The 16,477-nt window shown below is 66.4% G+C and carries 12 protein-coding genes and 1 tRNA gene; 7 read left to right on the top strand and 6 right to left on the bottom strand.

Annotation, left to right across the window (positions count from 1 at the left end; translation table 11 throughout):
* Positions 1-68: 68 nt before the first annotated feature.
* The 5 genes from betI (at position 69) to ACTDI4_RS08775 (ending at position 5,587) form a co-directional block, all read left to right on the top strand.
* A complete protein-coding gene (gene betI / locus ACTDI4_RS08795) occupies positions 69-662 on the top strand; it encodes a transcriptional regulator BetI (protein ID WP_442840788.1) in 594 nt (197 codons plus the stop codon).
* Positions 659-2,185, top strand: coding sequence for a choline-sulfatase (gene betC, locus ACTDI4_RS08790; protein ID WP_442840787.1), 1,527 nt, complete (start codon positions 659-661; stop codon positions 2,183-2,185). The genes betI and betC overlap by 4 nt, the downstream gene beginning before the upstream one ends.
* A 2-nt stretch (positions 2,186-2,187) precedes the next feature.
* Positions 2,188-3,840 (top strand): choline dehydrogenase, encoded by a 1,653-nt coding sequence (betA, locus tag ACTDI4_RS08785; RefSeq protein WP_442840786.1) that lies wholly within the window; start codon positions 2,188-2,190, stop codon positions 3,838-3,840.
* 79 nt (positions 3,841-3,919) lie between these two features.
* Complete coding sequence (gene betB, locus ACTDI4_RS08780) at positions 3,920-5,383, top strand: betaine-aldehyde dehydrogenase (RefSeq protein ID WP_442840785.1); 1,464 nt, start codon at positions 3,920-3,922, stop codon at positions 5,381-5,383.
* 127 nt (positions 5,384-5,510) lie between these two features.
* Positions 5,511-5,587: transfer RNA gene (locus ACTDI4_RS08775), tRNA-Pro, on the top strand.
* A gap of 99 nt (positions 5,588-5,686) precedes the next feature.
* Here the strand turns inward: ACTDI4_RS08775 and ACTDI4_RS08770 are convergent.
* Entirely contained in the window at positions 5,687-5,881 is a 195-nt protein-coding gene (locus ACTDI4_RS08770; protein WP_442840784.1) for a DUF1059 domain-containing protein, read from the bottom strand.
* A 350-nt stretch (positions 5,882-6,231) separates the two neighbouring features.
* On the opposite strand from ACTDI4_RS08770, the gene ACTDI4_RS08765 reads away from it, so the two are divergent.
* Positions 6,232-6,678 carry a TadE/TadG family type IV pilus assembly protein gene (locus ACTDI4_RS08765; protein ID WP_442840783.1) on the top strand — a complete coding sequence of 149 codons (447 nt, stop codon included), beginning with the start codon at positions 6,232-6,234 and terminating at the stop codon, positions 6,676-6,678.
* Entirely contained in the window at positions 6,675-8,477 is a 1,803-nt protein-coding gene (locus ACTDI4_RS08760; protein WP_442840782.1) for a TadG family pilus assembly protein, read from the top strand. Before ACTDI4_RS08765 ends, ACTDI4_RS08760 begins: the two co-directional genes overlap by 4 nt.
* A 3-nt stretch (positions 8,478-8,480) precedes the next feature.
* Here the strand turns inward: ACTDI4_RS08760 and bglA are convergent, their stop codons facing one another.
* Genes bglA through glgC form a run of 5 tightly spaced genes read right to left on the bottom strand, consistent with a single transcriptional unit; the run spans position 8,481 to position 16,462 of the window.
* The gene (bglA, locus tag ACTDI4_RS08755; RefSeq protein WP_442840781.1) at positions 8,481-10,109 is read right to left on the bottom strand and encodes a beta-galactosidase BglA; all 1,629 of its coding nucleotides are present in this window, start codon (positions 10,107-10,109) and stop codon (positions 8,481-8,483) included.
* Positions 10,093-12,081, bottom strand: a complete 1,989-nt coding sequence (gene glgX, locus ACTDI4_RS08750) for a glycogen debranching protein GlgX (RefSeq protein WP_442840780.1) — start codon at positions 12,079-12,081, stop codon at positions 10,093-10,095. Before glgX ends, bglA begins: the two co-directional genes overlap by 17 nt.
* A 14-nt stretch (positions 12,082-12,095) precedes the next feature.
* A complete protein-coding gene (locus ACTDI4_RS08745; protein ID WP_442840779.1) occupies positions 12,096-13,724 on the bottom strand; it encodes an alpha-D-glucose phosphate-specific phosphoglucomutase in 1,629 nt (542 codons plus the stop codon).
* A complete protein-coding gene (gene glgA, locus ACTDI4_RS08740; RefSeq protein ID WP_442843308.1) occupies positions 13,721-15,172 on the bottom strand; it encodes a glycogen synthase GlgA in 1,452 nt (483 codons plus the stop codon). The genes ACTDI4_RS08745 and glgA overlap by 4 nt, the downstream gene beginning before the upstream one ends.
* Positions 15,173-15,196: 24 nt before the next feature.
* Positions 15,197-16,462: a glucose-1-phosphate adenylyltransferase gene (gene glgC / locus ACTDI4_RS08735; RefSeq protein WP_442840778.1), complete on the bottom strand. Its 1,266-nt coding sequence runs from the start codon at positions 16,460-16,462 to the stop codon at positions 15,197-15,199.
* Between the last annotated feature and the right edge of the window lie 15 nt (positions 16,463-16,477).

Below are 16,477 nucleotides of genomic sequence, written 5' to 3'. Positions count from 1 at the left end.
CTGGCGCCGGTTTTTTATTGATTGACGGGTCAATAAAAAATAATCTCAGCCGCGAAGGAGCCGGAAAAATGCCGAAAGTCGGAATGGAACCGCTGCGCCGCAAGGCACTCATCGACGCCACGATCTCGGCAATCGGCGAGCGCGGCTCGCTCGACGTCACCATGTCGGAGATCGCCGGCCGCGCCGGCGTGTCGTCGGCGCTGGCGCATCACTATTTCGGCGCCAAGGACGATCTGCTGCAGGCCACCATGCGCCACCTGCTCTCCGAATTGGGCGCGGACGCGCGCGCCGCTCTGCGCGCAGCGGCTACGCCGCATCAACGCGTGCTCGCGCTGATTGCCGTGAACTTTTCCGACAAGCAGTTCCAGGCGGAGACCATCGCCGCATGGCTGGCCTTTTATGTCGAGGCGCAGAAGTCGCCGGCAATGCGCCGGCTGCTGCGCATCTATGCACGCCGCCTGCATTCGAACCTGATGAGCGGCCTTGTCCGCCTGATGCCTCGCAGGCAGGCCGACCAGGTCGCCGATGGCATCGCGGCCCTGATCGACGGCTTCTACATCCGCCGGGCACTGAAGGACGGCGCGCCGAACGCGGCAAGCGCCGTCGCCGTGATCGAGGACTATCTCGAAATCAAGCTTGTCCAGCAGAAAGCCGACAGATGAGCCTTCGCCCCAACATTCTCATCATCATGGTCGACCAGTTGAACGGCAAGCTGTTCCCCGACGGCCCGGCCGAATTCCTGCATGCGCCGAACCTGAAGGCGCTGGCCGCCCGCTCAGCGCGCTTTTCCAGCAACTACACCGCCTCGCCACTTTGCGCGCCCGGCCGCGCCTCCTTCATGAGCGGGCAGTTGCCGTCGCGCACCGGCGTCTACGACAACGCCGCCGAGTTCGCCTCCTCGATCCCCACCTTCGCACACCATCTGCGCGCGGCCGGCTATCACACCGCCCTTTCGGGCAAGATGCATTTCGTCGGCCCCGACCAGTTGCACGGCTTCGAGGAGCGGCTGACCACCGACATCTACCCGGCGGATTTCGGCTGGACGCCCGACTACCGCAAGCCGGGCGAGCGCATCGACTGGTGGTACCACAATCTCGGCTCGGTCACCGGCGCGGGCGTGGCCGAGATCACCAACCAGATGGAATACGACGACGAGGTCGCCTTCCTCGCCGCCCAGAAGCTCTACGATTTTTCGCGGGCCTCGGACGATCCCGGCCGCCGCCCCTGGTGCCTGACCGTCTCCTTCACCCATCCGCACGATCCTTACGTGGCGCGCCGTCAATATTGGGACCTCTACGAGGACTGTGCCGAACTGGAGCCCGAGGTCGGCTTCATCCAAGGGGACAAACAGGACCCGCACTCGCAGCGGCTCTATCTGGCCAGCGACTATGACAGCTTCGACATCCGGCCCGAGCAGGTGCTTCGCTCACGCCGCGGCTATTTCGCCAACGTCTCCTATCTCGACGACAAGGTCGGCGAATTGCTTTCGGTGCTCGAACGCACCCGCATGCTCGATGACACGCTCGTCCTGTTCTGCTCCGACCACGGCGACATGCTGGGCGAGCGCGGGTTGTGGTTCAAGATGAGCTTCTTCGAGGGCTCGGCGCGCGTGCCGCTGATGATGGCGGGCAAAGGCATCGCGCCCGGCCTGATTGCGGCGCCGACCTCCAACCTCGACATCTGCCCGACGCTCTGCGACCTGGCCGGCATCGACATCGCCGCCATCATGCCGTGGACCGACGGCCAGTCGCTGAAGCCCCTGATGGACGGCAAGCCGCGCGGCGAGCCGGTGCTGATGGAATATGCGGCGGAAGGTTCCTATGCGCCGCTGGTGGCGATCCGCGACGGCAGACACAAGTTCGTGCATTGCGAGATCGATCCGCCGCAACTGTTTGATCTGGAATCCGATCCGCTGGAGCTGACCAACCTCGCCGCCGACCCCGCCCATGAAGCGCTGGTCGCGGACTTCATGGAAAAGGTGCGGGCGCGCTGGGACATGGCCGCCTTCGACGCCGCCGTGCGCCAGAGCCAGGCCCGGCGCTGGGTGGTCTACCCGGCGCTGCGCAACGGCGCCTACTTTCCCTGGGACTTCCAGCCGCTCCGGCAGGCTTCCGAGCGCTACATGCGCAACCACATGGACCTCAATGTGCTGGAAGAGCAGAAGCGCTTTCCGAGGGGGGAATAGGCATGGCGGAAGCCGATTTCGTCATCATCGGGTCCGGCTCGGCGGGTGCGGCCATGGCCTACCGGCTGTCGGAAGACGGCAAGCACTCGGTCATCGTCATCGAATATGGCGGCACCGACATCGGCCCGCTGATCCAGATGCCATCGGCGCTGTCCATCCCGCTCAACATGGCGCGCTACGACTGGGGCTTTTCCAGCGAGCCAGAGCCGCATCTGGGCGGGCGCGTGCTGGCTACGCCGCGCGGCAAAGTGCTGGGCGGCTCGTCCTCGATCAACGGCATGGTCTATGTGCGCGGCCACGCGCATGATTTCGACCACTGGGCCGAGGAAGGCGCTGCCGGCTGGAGCTATGCCGACGTGCTGCCCTACTTCAAGCGCATGGAGCATTCGCATGGCGGCGAGGACGGCTGGCGCGGCACCAAGGGGCCGCTGCATGTGCAGCGCGGCAGGCGCGCCAATCCGCTCTACGCCGCCTTCATCGAGGCCGGGCTGCAGGCCGGCTTCGAGACGACCGACGATTATAACGGCTCCAAGCAGGAAGGTTTCGGGCCGATGGAGCAGACCATCCATCTCGGCCGCCGCTGGTCGACCGCAAACGCCTATCTGCGCCCCGCGCTGAAGCGGCAAAACGTGCGCCTGGTCAACGGCTTCGCGCGGAAAATCGTCATCGAGAATCAACGCGCCACCGGCGTCGAGATCGAGGCGCGCGGCAAGATCGAGGTGGTGAAGGCGCGGCGCGAGGTGATCGTGGCCGCCTCCTCGATCAATTCGCCCAAGCTGCTGATGCTGTCGGGCATCGGTGCCGCGCAGCATCTGAGGGACAACGGGATCGCCGTGGTCGCGGACCGGCCCGGCGTCGGCGCCAATTTGCAGGACCATCTGGAACTCTACATCCAGCAGGAATCCACCCAGCCGATCACGCTGAATTCCGTGCTCAACCCCTTCTCCAAGGCGCTGATCGGCGCGCAATGGCTGTTCTTCAAGAGCGGACTGGGCGCCACCAATCATTTCGAGGCCGCCGCCTTCGTGCGGTCGGCGGCCGGCATTGACTATCCCGATATCCAGTACCACTTCATCCCCGCAGCCGTGCGCTATGACGGCAAGGCGGCAGCGAAGTCGCACGGCTTCCAGGCCCATGTCGGCCCGATGCGCTCGAAGTCGCGCGGCGCGGTCACGCTGCGCTCGCCCGACCCGAACGAAAAGCCGCTCATCCGCTTCAACTACATGTCTCACCCGGACGATTGGGCCGAGTTCCGCCACTGCATCCGCCTCACCCGCGAGATATTCGGCCAGGCCGCCTTCGATCCCTATCGCGGCGAGGAGATTTCGCCCGGCCGCCATGTGCAGACCGATGCTGAGTTGGACGCCTTCATCCGCGACCACGCCGAAAGCGCGCTGCATCCGTGCGGCACCTGCCGCATGGGCCGCAAGGACGACCGGACTGTGGTGGTGGACCCGGAATGCCGCGTCATCGGCGTGGAAGGATTGCGGGTGGCCGATTCCTCGATCTTCCCGCGCATCACCAACGGCAATCTGAACGCGCCCTCGATCATGACCGGCGAGAAGGCGTCCGATCACATTCTCGGCCGCGCACCGCTCGCGCCTTCCAACCAGGAGCCATGGATCAACCCGCGCTGGCAGGCGAGCGACCGGTGAAGTCGGAGTGCGGTATGCTACAATGCGCTGCCACACAATGCGCTGCCCCACAATGCGCTGCCAATGTGAAAGGAACCCGATGAAAGCCCAGCCCAAGGCATCGCACTATATCAACGGCCGCTTCGTGGAGGACGAGCAGGGCGCGCCGCTGCCCGTCATCTATCCGGCGACCGGCGAAACCATCGCCATGCTGCATTCGGCAACGCCCAACGTCGTGGAACTGGCGGTCGAGGCCGCGCGCGCGGCGCAGGGTGCCTGGGCACGGCTGAAGCCGGTGGAGCGCGGGCGCATCCTGCGCCGGGCCGCCGACCTGCTGCGCGCCCGCAACGCCGAACTGGCGCGGCTGGAGACGCTCGACACCGGCAAGGCACTGCAGGAAACGCTGGTGGCCGACGCACCCTCGGCTGCCGATTGCCTCGAATATTTCGCCGGCGCCATCGCCGCCTACAATGGCGACTTCATCGATCTCGGCGGCCCCTTCGCCTATACGCGGCGCGAGGCGCTGGGCGTGTGCGTCGGCATCGGCGCCTGGAACTATCCGATCCAGATCGCCGGCTGGAAGTCGGCGCCGGCGCTGGCCATGGGCAACTCCATGGTGTTCAAGCCCTCGGAAAACACCCCGCTTTCCGCGCTCGCCCTGGCCGAGATCTACACCGAGGCCGGCCTTCCGGACGGGCTGTTCAACGTCGTGCAGGGCTATGGCGACGTCGGTGCCGCGCTGGTCGAGCACGACGTCGTGGCCAAGGTTTCCGTCACCGGCTCGGTGCCGACCGGCCGCAGGGTTCTGTCCCTTGCCGGCTCGAAGATGAAGCACGCCACCATGGAGCTCGGCGGCAAGTCGCCGCTCATCGTCTTCGACGACGCCGACCTGGAAAACGCCGTCGGCGGCGCGATGCTCGGCAATTTCTACTCCACCGGCCAGGTGTGCTCCAACGGCACCCGCGTCTTCGTGCAGAAGGGCCTGCACGAGCGCTTTGTCGAGCGCCTGGTGGAGCGCACCAAGAAAATCCGGGTCGGCGATCCGCTCGATCCCGACACCCAGATGGGACCGCTGATCAGCAAGACCCAGCACGACAGGGTTGTCGACTATATCCGAATCGGCAGCGAGGAAGGGGCAACGCTTGCCTGCGGCGGCAACGTGCCCGCGTTGCAGGGCTTCGACGGCGGCTGCTTCGTCGAGCCCACCGTCTTCACCGGCGTGACCGACGACATGCGCATCGCGCGCGAGGAAATCTTCGGGCCGGTGATGAGCGTGCTGTCCTTCGATAGCGAGGACGAAGTGATCGAGCGCGCCAACGCCACCGAATTCGGGCTGGCGGCGGGCGTCTTCACCCGCGATCTGCCGCGCGCCCACCGGGTGATTTCCGAGTTGCAGGCCGGCACCTGCTGGATCAACGCCTACAATCTCACCCCGGTGGAGATGCCCTTCGGGGGCGTCAAGCAGTCGGGAATCGGGCGAGAGAACGCGCTTGCCGCGCTTTCCCACTATTCGCAGCTCAAGGCCGTCTATGTCGAGACGGGAGACGTCGACAGCCCCTATTGACGCAAAGCGGCAACCGACCGCCGCGTGCGGCGCTGCGGCATCGAGGCCATGGAGAAATTCCGGTTTCGCAGTGCCATTCCCGCTTGCAGGAACGAGGCGCGGCGGCTATAAGCCCGCCGTCTGGTCGCGGAGTGTAGCGCAGTCTGGTAGCGCACATCGTTCGGGACGATGGGGTCGCAGGTTCAAATCCTGCCACTCCGACCAGAAGACCCAACTTCCAGACAGACGCGCTTCAATAAGCCGGCACGGTTGTGCCTGCCTTGGCGTCGGTTGCCGCCGCGAGCCGCGCCTGCGCGCGCGCCCTCAGGCCGGCGGCGAACCCTGATGGATCGCGTTCCTTACCTCGGCGCGGAATTGCGGCGTGTCCTTTCCGCCATGCACCGCGACGGCGTGCTGCACCGCGGCGTTTATCAGTTCCTCCTCATTGTCGGCCGATATGGCGACGGTGCATTTCATCTCGCTCGGGAATTCCCGGCAGTCGATATATTTGCGTGCCATCTTCTTCCTCCCGCTGGTCAACGAAGTTGAAGGCCTCGATCGGCACCTGGCGAAACCGGCCAGGACAAAGCATTTGTCGGCGTGCGGCAGGCGTAACGGTCAAAATCCGCAACCGAAACTTTGGCGAACCGGGCCGCATCCCCGCCCCTGTTGGCACCGCCTCAATCCATGCCGATCAGCGCGGAAGCCTACGCCCAAGCGCCCGGCGCGACAAATGGCAAAAAGCGCATCCTCGCTGCCAAGCCATGCATATGCCGCTTGGCCCAAAAGCCACACCATGCACGCACATACACCTTTTGGTTGCATATTCCCTTGAGGATTTCTGCAGCAGTCCGGGCCAGACTGATGGCATGAAGAATGTCTTTGGATCAAGCCGAGAAGGGCAATCTTTCACTGCGGACGACGACGCCGCCACGGCGGTGGAATTTGCCATGTTGGTGCCGATCTTCATCCTTCTCATACTCGGAATGGTTGCATACGGCATCTATTTCGGCGCCAGCCACTCCGTCCAGCAGATTGCCGCCGACGCAGCACGCACCGCCATTGCCGGGGAGACGACGGCCGAACGCCGCACGTTGGTGGAGGCTTTCGTCGCCGCCAATGCCGGAACCTATCCGTTCGTGGATCCGAACAAGCTGACCGCGGATGCCCGCGACAGCGTCGCCGACCCCAACCAGTTCGACGTTTCGGTGCGCTACGACGCGCGCAATCTGCCGATCTGGAACCTGCTGGCCGGACTGCCGATGCCGGACGTCACCATTTCCCGAACGTCCACGATCCGCATGGGAGGTCTATGATGCAGCATCCCGTTCGTGCCGGCGATGGCTTGATGCGACGGCTTGCCGGCGACCGCCGGGGAAATTTCGCGGTCATGACGGCGCTGACCGCGCCTGTGGCGCTGCTTTTGACGGCCTTTGCCGTGGACGAGGGATCGCTGTTCACCGAACGGCGCGAGGCGCAGGCGCTGGCCGACCTGGCCGCGATCGCCGCAGCCGCCAATATCGGCAAGGCCGAGGCCGCGGCGCTGGCGACGCTGAAGGCCAACGGCATGGCCGCCCCGACGCTGCAGGGCTCCGGCGACCCCCTCGACGTGACCGGCGGCAAGGTGTCGGTGAAGGTCGTGCGCGGCCGCTATGTCACCGGCCCCGGCACCAGCGCCGGGCAACGGTTTTCCGCCACCGCCGACCCGCCATTCAACGCGGTCGAAGTGTCGATGCACAAGACCGGGACGCTGTTCTTCGGCGGCGCCTTCATGGACCCGCCCGTCATCGGCGTGAAGGCGGTGGCCGCCGCCACGCCGCAGGCCGCCTTCTCCATCGGCTCGCGGCTTGCCGATGTCGACACCAAGGAGAGCCCTCTTCTGAACAGCCTTCTCGGCGGCCTGCTGGGCACGAGCATCTCGCTGCAGGCGATGGACTACAAGGCGCTGCTCAACACCGATATCGAGGTCCTGTCTTTCCTCGACGTGCTGGCAACCCGCCTCAACCTCACCGCAGCCTCCTATTCCGACGTGCTCGCCACGCAGGCGACCGTCGGTCAGATCGCCGGCGCGATGGCTCATGTGCCGGGCCTGGATTCGACGAGCCGGCTGGCGCTCGAGACTCTGGCCGCGAACGCGTCGGCCACCGCCGCGCTCCCGCTGACCAAACTCATCGACCTCGGCAATGTCGGGAAACTGGCGCTCGGGCAAAAGCCGCCGGGCCTGGTCGTGGCGGCCGGCGCGCTCGACATGCTGATGGCGGCGGCCGTGGTGGCCAACGGGTCGCGGCAGATCGATCTTGGGGCCGGCATCGCCCTTCCCCCGCTGGCGAACATGCAGTTGAAGGTTGCCGTGGGCGAGCCGCCGCAGTCGTCCCCCTGGTTCAGGGTCGGCCAACAAGGCGCCCTCGTGCGCACCGCGCAGACCCGCATCAAGCTGACGGCGGACGTCGCGATCGGCAATTCCAACCCCGTGGCCGGACTGAACTTGGCGTCCGTCTCGCTGCCGATCAACGTCGAACTGGCCTATGGCGAGGCCGAGATCACCGACATTTCCTGCCCGACCGGGCGCCCCGAAAGCCGCAAGGTGACGATCGCGGCGCGGCCGGGACTCGCGTCCCTGAAGCTTGCACGCAACGACAGCGCGAACTTCGGCGACTTCACCAGGCCGCAATCGTTCGGCGATGCGCAGATCGCCAAGGCGGCGGTGGAACTGAAGCTGCTCGGCATCACCGTGCTCAAGCTTCCGCTGGTCGAGGTGTCCGGACGTTCGGAAGTGGACATCGGCAATACGGCGAAGCAGACGCTGGTCTTCAACGATGCCGATATTGCGGCCAAGAAGATCAAGACCGTGACGACCAGCGACTACACCCAGTCGCTGACCACTTCGCTGCTCGACAGGCTCGACCTGCATGTCAGCGCCGTCGGCTTGCCGCTGAGCTTCCTCGACGATGTGCTCAATCTGGTCAAGCCTCCCGTCATCGCCGTGCTGCGCACCGCAACGGCGCCGGTGGACAAGCTGCTCTACAACCTGCTCAAGACATTGGGGATCGGGCTCGGGCAGGCAGACGTGCGTGTCACCGGCGCCACCTGCGGCCGCTCCGTGCTGGTGCAGTAGAGGCTAGCCGAGCCGCGCGACAACGTGGCCGAGCGGGCCGAACGACAGTCGTTCTGCGCCGGAAACTGCGTGACTTGCGAAGAGCGCGGATTGAAGCGGCCGCACTCCCGAGGGCAGTGCCCATTCCACCGCCTCCCCGGAAAAATTGAACAGGCACAGCAGCCTTTGCCCGTCCGCCTCGCGCAGGAAGGCGAGAACGTCGCCTTGCGCTTCAAGGAAGCGGATCGATCCGGACACCAGAGCGGGATACGCCCTGCGCAGCATAAGCATGTCCCGGTAGCGCGCCAGCACCGAGTCCGGGGCGGCATTCTGCACGTCCACGGCGCGGGCGCGATGCTCGGCCGGGATCGGCAGCCACGGCTTTCCGGTCGAGAAACCGGCATTTTGCGCCTGCGCCTCCCACACCATCGGCGTGCGGCAGCCGTCGCGGCCCTTGAAGCCTGGCCAGAACCGGATGCCGTAGGGATCGCGCAGATCCTCGAAGGCAAGCTCTGCCTCGGTCAGGCCCAGTTCCTCGCCCTGGTAAAGGCAGATCGAACCGCGCAGGCAGCACATCAGCGCGATCGCGAACCCCGCCACGGCGTCGGTGTCGCCGCCGGGCGGCGTCCATCGGCTGACATGGCGCACCACGTCGTGATTGGAGAAGGCCCAGCATACCCAGCCGTCCGGCGCCGCCTGCTCGAACGCCTCCACGCAGCGCCGCACATGGGCGGCCGAAAATTGCGGACCCAGCAGGTCGAACGTGTAGCACATGTGGAGCTTGTCGCCGCCGGAGGTGTAGGCGGCCAGCGTTTCGAGCGAGCGCGTCTCGTCGCCCACCTCGCCGACGGCGGCGCGGCCTTCATATTCGTCCAGCAGCGCGCGGAACCGGCGCAGGAAAGCGAGGTTCTCCGGCCGCGTCTTGTCGAACAGGTGCTCCTGATAGAGGTAGGGATTTGTTTCGACATTGGTGCCGGCGACGCTCTCGGGCAGCGGCGGGTTGGAGCGCAGCCAGCGATCGTGGACGTAATAGTTCACCGTGTCGAGGCGGAAGCCGTCCACGCCGCGCTCCAGCCAGAATCGCACCGTGTCCAGCAAGGCGTCCTGAACGGCCGGGTTGTGGAAATTGAGGTCGGGCTGGGAGCCGAGGAAATTGTGCAGGTAGTATTGCCGGCGGGTCGAATCCCATTCCCAGGCGGGGCCGCCGAAAACGGAAAGCCAGTTGTTCGGCGCGGTGCCGTCCGGCCTGGCATCTGCCCAGACATACCAGCCGGCCTTTTCGTTGTCGCGGCTCGACCGGCTTTCCACGAACCAGGGGTGCCGGTCGGAGGAGTGCGACAGCACCTGGTCGATGATGACTTTCAGCCCGAGGCGATGGGCTTCCGCCACCAGCGCGTCGAAATCCGCAAGGGTTCCGAACATCGGGTCGACGGCGCAATAGTCCGACACGTCGTAGCCCATGTCGGCCATGGGCGAGGCGAAGAAGGGCGACAGCCATACCGCATCGACACCGAGCGAGGCGACATGGGCGAGGCGCCTGGTCGCGCCCGCGAGGTCGCCGATGCCGTCGCCGTCCGTATCCTGGAACGAGCGCGGATAGATCTGATAGATGACGCAGCCCCGCCACCAATTGCCGTCACCCGCTATCGCCATCGCTTTCCTCGATCATGAATGTCACGCTGCGGCCCGGCAGCGCCTGCGCAATATCCGGTGCGGGCTCCAGCGCCGGCATCCAGCGCCAGCCTGGCCTGGCCGGCAAGGAAAAGCGGCAGGCGCGGCGGTCGCCGTTGATCAGCACGGCGAGCCGGCCGCCTTCCGCCGTGCCCTGCCCCAGCAGCATCGTCAGCCGTCGCCGCGCCGGATCGTGCCAGGCTGCCTCGTCCATGGCCGCGCCGGTCTCCGTCAGCCAGGCCACGTCGGGCGCCTCGGCCGGACCTCCGGTGAGGAAATCCGTTTCGGCGAAGGCCGGAACCGAACGACGCAGCGCCGAAAGGGTGGCGACGAAATCCTCCAGCGTCCGGTCACGTCCGTCCCAGTCCAGCCAGGTGACGGCATTGTCCTGCGCATAGGCGTTGTTGTTTCCGCCCTGCGTGCGGCCGAACTCGTCGCCGGCCGTCAGCATGATCGCGCCGCGCGAGGCGAACAGGGTGGCCAGCAGGGCGCGCGCATCGTTCCTGCGCCGTTCGCCGATCTGCGGGTCGGCGCTGACGCCCTCTGCGCCGTTGTTCCACGACAGATTGTCGTCGTGGCCGTCGCGGTTTTCCTCGCCATTGGCCTCGTTGTGCTTGCGCCCATAGGCGACGAGATCGGCCAGCGTCATGCCGTCATGGGCGGCGATGAAATTCACGGTGCGCGTGGTGTTGCGGCCGTCACGGCCGAAAATGTCCGACGAACCTGCCAACCGCGTCGCCAGCGCGCCGACGGTGCCGGCGTCGCCGCGCCAGAAGCGGCGGCTGTCGTCGCGGAAACGGTCGTTCCATTCGAGGAAGGGCGGCGGGAAGCCGCCCAGCCGGTAGCCGCCGGGGCCGATGTCCCACGGCTCGGCGATCAGCACGAGGTCGCAAAGCAGGGGATCGGCCTGCATATCCCGCAACAGCGCGGCCTCGGGCGTGAACGCACCGCCTTCGCGCCCCAGCACCGTGGCAAGGTCGAAGCGGAAGCCGTCCACCCCGGCATGGCGCACGAAATGGCGCAGGGCGTCTAGGATCATCCGGCGCACCACGGGATGATCGCAGGCCAGCGTGTTGCCGGTGCCGGTGTCGTTGACCAGTCTTCCCGCCTCGTCGTGGCGATAATAGGCGCGCGCATCCAGGCCGCGCAGCGACAGCGTCGGGCCGAATTCGTCGCTCTCGCCGGTGTGATTGAATACGACGTCGAGGATGACGCCGATGCCGGCCGCGTGCAGCGCCTCCACCGCATGGCGCAGATCGGCGATGCCGCCGGGCGCAAGGCGCGGGTCCGGCGCCATGAAGGTGACCGGGTTGTAGCCCCACGCATTGGAAAGGCCGAGCGCCGGCAGATGCCGCTCGTCGATCCAGGCCGCCACCGGCATCAGCTCCACCGCCGAGACGCCGAGCTTCTTCAGATGCGCGACGATGGCCGGATGGGCCAGCGCACGCAGCGTGCCGCGCTCCGCCGGCGGCACGTCGGGGTGGCGCATGGTGAAGGCGCGCACGGAAAGCTCGTAGATCAGCCCGCCCGGAGAAAACAGCGGCTGCCGCGGGGCGACCGGCTCCGGCAGTGAAACAGCCAGCGATTTCGGCACCAGCGAAGCGGTGTCGCCGCCCTCGCCGCGTCGGGCGGCAAGGCGCGGGTCGCAGACGTAAGGCCGGTCGAGTGCGAGCGCATAGGGGTCGACCAGCAGCTTTTGCGGATCGAACCAAAGGCCGCGTTCGGGCGCGTACCGGCCATCGGCGCGGAAGCCGTATTTTGTCCCCGCACCGATGCCCGGCACGAAGAGTGCGTGCCCGCCCTCGCCTTCCCGCGCCAGTTCGAGCCGCTCCGTCTCGCGCTCGCCGTCGAACAGACACACCCACACACGCTCTGCCGCCCCGGACCAGGCGGCGAAGCGGACGCCTTCCGCGGTGACGACGGCGCCGAGCGGAGCGGCCCATCTCCCCCGCAAGGGGGAGATATCCCTCACGTGATCACGCTCGGCTTGTCGCGGCCGGTGTGCTTGCGGATGCCGGCGATGTCGTCGGCCGCCGCGATCAGGTCGGCCAGCGCTTCCTGCGTCTCGATGTCGTGCTTTGCCGGGTCCGCCTCATAGCGCTCGATATAAAGGCGCAGCGTCGCCCCCACCGTGCCGGTTCCCGACAGCCGCAACACCAGGCGCGAGCCGCCCTTGAACAGGATGCGGATGCCCTGATGCTCGCTCACCGAGCCGTCGACCGGGTCGTGATAGGAGAAGTCGTCGGCCTTTTCCACGGTCAGGCCGCGCACCGTCGTTGCGGGCAGCGAGGCGAGCTTGCCGCGCAATTCGTCGATCAGCGCATTGGCGCGCGAGGCCTCGACTTCCTCATAGTCGTGGCGCGAATAGTAGTTGCGCCCATAGGTGGCCCAGTGCTTCTCCACGATCTCCTTCACGCTCTCGCCGCGCGCGGCCAGGATGGAGAGCCACAGAAGCACGGCCCAAAGCCCGTCCTTCTCGCGGATGTGATTGGAGCCGGTGCCCGAGCTTTCCTCGCCGCAGATCGTGGCCATGCCGGCGTCGAGCAGGTTGCCGAAGAATTTCCACCCGGTCGGCGTCTCGTAGATGCCGATACCGAGCTTTTCCGCCACGCGGTCCGCCGCGCCGCTGGTCGGCATGGAGCGGGCGATGCCGGCAAGGCCCTTTTTGTAGGCGGGCGCCACCGTGGCGTTGGCGCAAAGCAGCGCCAGCGAATCAGAGGGCGTGACGAAGATGCCCTTGCCGATGATGAGATTGCGGTCGCCGTCGCCGTCGGAGGCGGCGCCGAAGTCGGGCGCAGCGGGGCTCATCATCTCGTCATAAAGATGCTTGGCATGGACCAGATTGGGGTCGGGGTGATGGCCGCCGAAATCCGGCAGCGGCCGGAAGTTGCGGCAGGTGCCGTCGGCTGCGCCCAGCCGGCGCTCGAATATCTCCTTGGCGTAGGGACCGGTGACGGCATGCATGGAATCGAAGCGCATGCGGAAACCCGATTCAAAAAGCCTCCGCAAGGCGTTGAAATCGAAAAGGCTTTCCATCAGCTCGGCATAATCCTTCACCGGATCGATGACCTCGATGGTCATGCCGCCGGCCTCGACGGTGCCGGGCTTGTCGATGTCGATCCCGCCGATATCGGCGATCCTGTACTGGCTGATGGTCTTCGACTTGGCGAAGATCGCGTTGGTGATCTTTTCCGGCGCCGGCCCGCCGTTCTCGACATTGTACTTGATGCCGAAATCCTCCTTCGGGCCGCCGGGATTGTGGCTGGCCGAAAGGATGATGCCGCCGAAGGCCTTGTATTTGCGGATCACGTTGGAGGCGGCGGGCGTGGACAGGATGCCGCCCTGCCCGACCATGACCTTGCCGAAGCCGTTGGCGGCGGCGATCGCCAGCACCTTCTGGATCACCTCGCGGTTGTAGAAGCGGCCGTCGCCGCCCAGCACCAGCGTCTTGCCGGCAAAACCGTCAAGCGCGTCGAAGATCGACTGGACGAAATTCTCCACATAGTTGGGCTGCTGGAACTCCGGCACCTTCTTGCGCAGGCCGGAGGTGCCGGGCTTCTGGTCGTCAAAGGGCTTGGTGGGGACTGTTCTGATCATGGCTGGGACACTCTTCTCGACAGGAGCCGGCGGTAGAGTTCAACGTATTTCGCCGCACTTCGATCCCAGGACAGGTCGGCTTTCATGCCCTGACTCTGGATCGAAGACCAGATCTTCGGCTCGGCATGCGCTTCCACCACGCGGCGCACGGCATGCAGCAGGGCATCGCCGCTGTCCGGCGCGAACTGGAAGCCGGTGGCCACGCCCGCCGCGACGGCGGCCTCGTTGGCGTCGATGATCGTGTCGGCCAGCCCGCCGGTGCGCGCGACCATGGGCACGCAGCCATAGCGCAGCCCGTAAAGCTGGGTGAGCCCGCAGGGCTCGAAGCGCGAGGGAATGACGATCGCGTCGCAGCCGCCCTGCATCAGGTGCGACAGCGCCTCGTCATAGCCGATCACGGCGCCCACACGGCCGCGATGGCGCGCGGCCGCCGCCAGCAGCGCACCTTCCAGTCCGGCATCGCCCGAACCCAGCACGGCCAGCCGCGCGCCGGCCGCCACGACCTGGTCGACGATGGAAACGAGGGTGTCTATGCCCTTCTGCCAGGTCAGCCGGCTGACCACGCACAGAAGCGGGCCGGCATCGCGTTCGAGGTCGAAGCGTCCTTCCACGGCGGCGCGGTTTTTGGCGCGCGCCTTGAGCGTCTTCGCGGAATAGGTGGCGGCCAGATGCCTGTCCGACGCCGGGTTCCACAGTTCCACATCGATGCCGTTGACGATGCCGTAGAGGTCGGCGGCGCGCAGGTTGATGAGCCCGTCCAGCCCCATGCCGAAAGCGGGCGTGCGGATTTCCTGCGCATAGGTGGGGCTGACGGTGGTGATTGCCCAGGCCGCCTGCAGGCCGGCTTTCAGGAAGCCGACGCCGCCATAATACTCGACGCCGTCCAGCGCCATCGCCGCCGCGGGCAGGCCAAGGTCGCCGAAGATGGAGGCCGCGAACCGCCCCTGGAAGGCGAGGTTGTGGACGGTGATGAGCGAGGGCACCGCGGCCGCCCTGCCGTAGCGCATATAGGCCAGCGTCATCGCCGCCTGCCAGTCGTGCGCATGCACGGCGTCGGGGGCGTAGCCGGCGACCGCGCCGGCGGCGATATCGGCGCCCGCCCGGCTCAACGCCGCGAAGCGTCGCCAGTTGTCGGGCCAGTCATGGCCGGCGGCATCGCCATAGGGTCCGCCGACGCGATCGAACAGATGCGGCGCCTCGAGCACCAGAAGATCGAGCCCCCCGGCCACGACGGCATGGACGGCCGCCTTGCCGCCAAACAGGTCCTTGTAGGCAAGCACCGCCTTCTTCCTGCCCAGGCCCTGCATGACCACCGGATAGCCGGGGAGCAGCGAGCGCACCGCCACACCCTTGGCCTTGAGCGCGAGCGGCAGCGCGCCCGCCACGTCGGCCAGGCCGCCGGTCTTGACGAGCGGGAATATCTCGGGCGTGACGGAGAGGACGTTCATTGCCGCGAGCGGAACCACCACCTCTCAGCTCCCCAGCCGGTCGATCATCGGCTGGGTGATGAGGCAGATGCCTTTTTCCGAAACGCGAAACCGCCTGGCGTCCAGTTCCGGGTCCTCGCCGACCACGAGGCCCTCGGGAATGTGCACGCCATGGTCGAGCACCGCCCGCTTCAGCCGCGCGTTGCGGCCGATATGGCAGTCCGGCAGCATCACCACCTCTTCCAGCCGGGAGTAGGAATTGACGCGCGCGCCGGTGAAGATCAGGCTGTGGCGCAGCGAGGCGCCCGAGATGATGCAGTCGCCGGCGATGAGCGAGGAGATCGCCTCGCCGCGGCGGTCTTCCTCGTCATGGACGAACTTGGCCGGCGGCGTCAGTTCGGAATAGGTCCAGATCGGCCAGTCGCGGTCGTAGAGATCGAGTTCGGGCGTGACGTCGGTGAGGTCGATATTGGCCTCCCAATAGGCGTCGATGGTGCCGACATCGCGCCAGTAGGGCAGGGTTTCCTGGGTCGAACGCACGCAGGACTTGGCGAAGCGGTGGGCCACCGCCTTGCCGCCCTTGACGATCTGCGGGATGATGTCCTTGCCGAAGTCGCGGCTGGAATTGGGGTCGGCCGCGTCCTGGCGCAGCAAGTCCATCAGGAACTTCGTGCGGAAGACATAGATGCCCATGGAGGCCAGCGCGAAATCCGGCTTGTCGGGAATGCCGGGCGGGTCGGCCGGCTTTTCGATGAAGGACAGGATGGTGTCCGCCTTGTCGACATGCATGACGCCGAAGCCGGTCGCCTCCATGCGCGGCACCTCCAGGCAACCGACGGTGACGTCCGCCCCGGCGTCGACGTGCTGGCGCAGCATCAGCTCGTAGTCCATCTTGTAGATGTGGTCGCCGGCCAGGATGATCATGTATTCGGGATTGTAGCTCTCGATAATGTCGATGTTCTGGTAGACGGCGTCGGCCGTGCCTTCATACCATTGCGTTTCGGACACACGCTGGCTGGCCGGCAGGATGTCGAAGCTCTCGTTGCGCTCGGGCCGCAGGAAATTCCAGCCGCGCTGGAGATGGCGGATCAGCGAATGCGCCTTGTACTGGGTGGCGACGCCGAGCCGCCGGATGCCGGAGTTCAGCGCGTTGGAGAGCGCGAAGTCGATGATGCGTGTCTTGCCGCCGAAATAGACGGCCGGCTTGGCGCGGCGGTCGGTCAGCTCCTTCAGGCGGCTGCCCCGCCCGCCCGCCAGCACATAGGCCATCGCTTCGCGGGCCAGCGGTTGGGGTCTCGTCGTTTGCACCATTTCAGCCTCCCTGAT

The sequence above is a fragment of the Mesorhizobium sp. PUT5 genome, from assembly GCF_052216645.1.
GTDB lineage: Bacteria > Pseudomonadota > Alphaproteobacteria > Rhizobiales > Rhizobiaceae > Mesorhizobium.
This window is presented reverse-complemented; position numbering and strand designations above follow the sequence as displayed.

Bases quoted from the DNA above. Each gene is read 5' to 3' on its own strand.
- betI (WP_442840788.1), top strand. From the start codon at position 69: ATGCCGAAAGTCGGAATGGAACCGCTGCGCCGCAAGGCACTCATCGAC.
- betC (WP_442840787.1), top strand. From the start codon at position 659: ATGAGCCTTCGCCCCAACATTCTCATCATCATGGTCGACCAGTTGAAC.
- betA (WP_442840786.1), top strand. From the start codon at position 2,188: ATGGCGGAAGCCGATTTCGTCATCATCGGGTCCGGCTCGGCGGGTGCG.
- betB (WP_442840785.1), top strand. From the start codon at position 3,920: ATGAAAGCCCAGCCCAAGGCATCGCACTATATCAACGGCCGCTTCGTG.
- ACTDI4_RS08770 (WP_442840784.1), bottom strand. From the start codon at position 5,881: ATGGCACGCAAATATATCGACTGCCGGGAATTCCCGAGCGAGATGAAA.
- ACTDI4_RS08765 (WP_442840783.1), top strand. From the start codon at position 6,232: ATGAAGAATGTCTTTGGATCAAGCCGAGAAGGGCAATCTTTCACTGCG.
- ACTDI4_RS08760 (WP_442840782.1), top strand. From the start codon at position 6,675: ATGATGCAGCATCCCGTTCGTGCCGGCGATGGCTTGATGCGACGGCTT.
- bglA (WP_442840781.1), bottom strand. From the start codon at position 10,109: ATGGCGATAGCGGGTGACGGCAATTGGTGGCGGGGCTGCGTCATCTAT.
- ACTDI4_RS08745 (WP_442840779.1), bottom strand. From the start codon at position 13,724: ATGATCAGAACAGTCCCCACCAAGCCCTTTGACGACCAGAAGCCCGGC.
- glgA (WP_442843308.1), bottom strand. From the start codon at position 15,172: ATGAACGTCCTCTCCGTCACGCCCGAGATATTCCCGCTCGTCAAGACC.
- glgC (WP_442840778.1), bottom strand. From the start codon at position 16,462: ATGGTGCAAACGACGAGACCCCAACCGCTGGCCCGCGAAGCGATGGCC.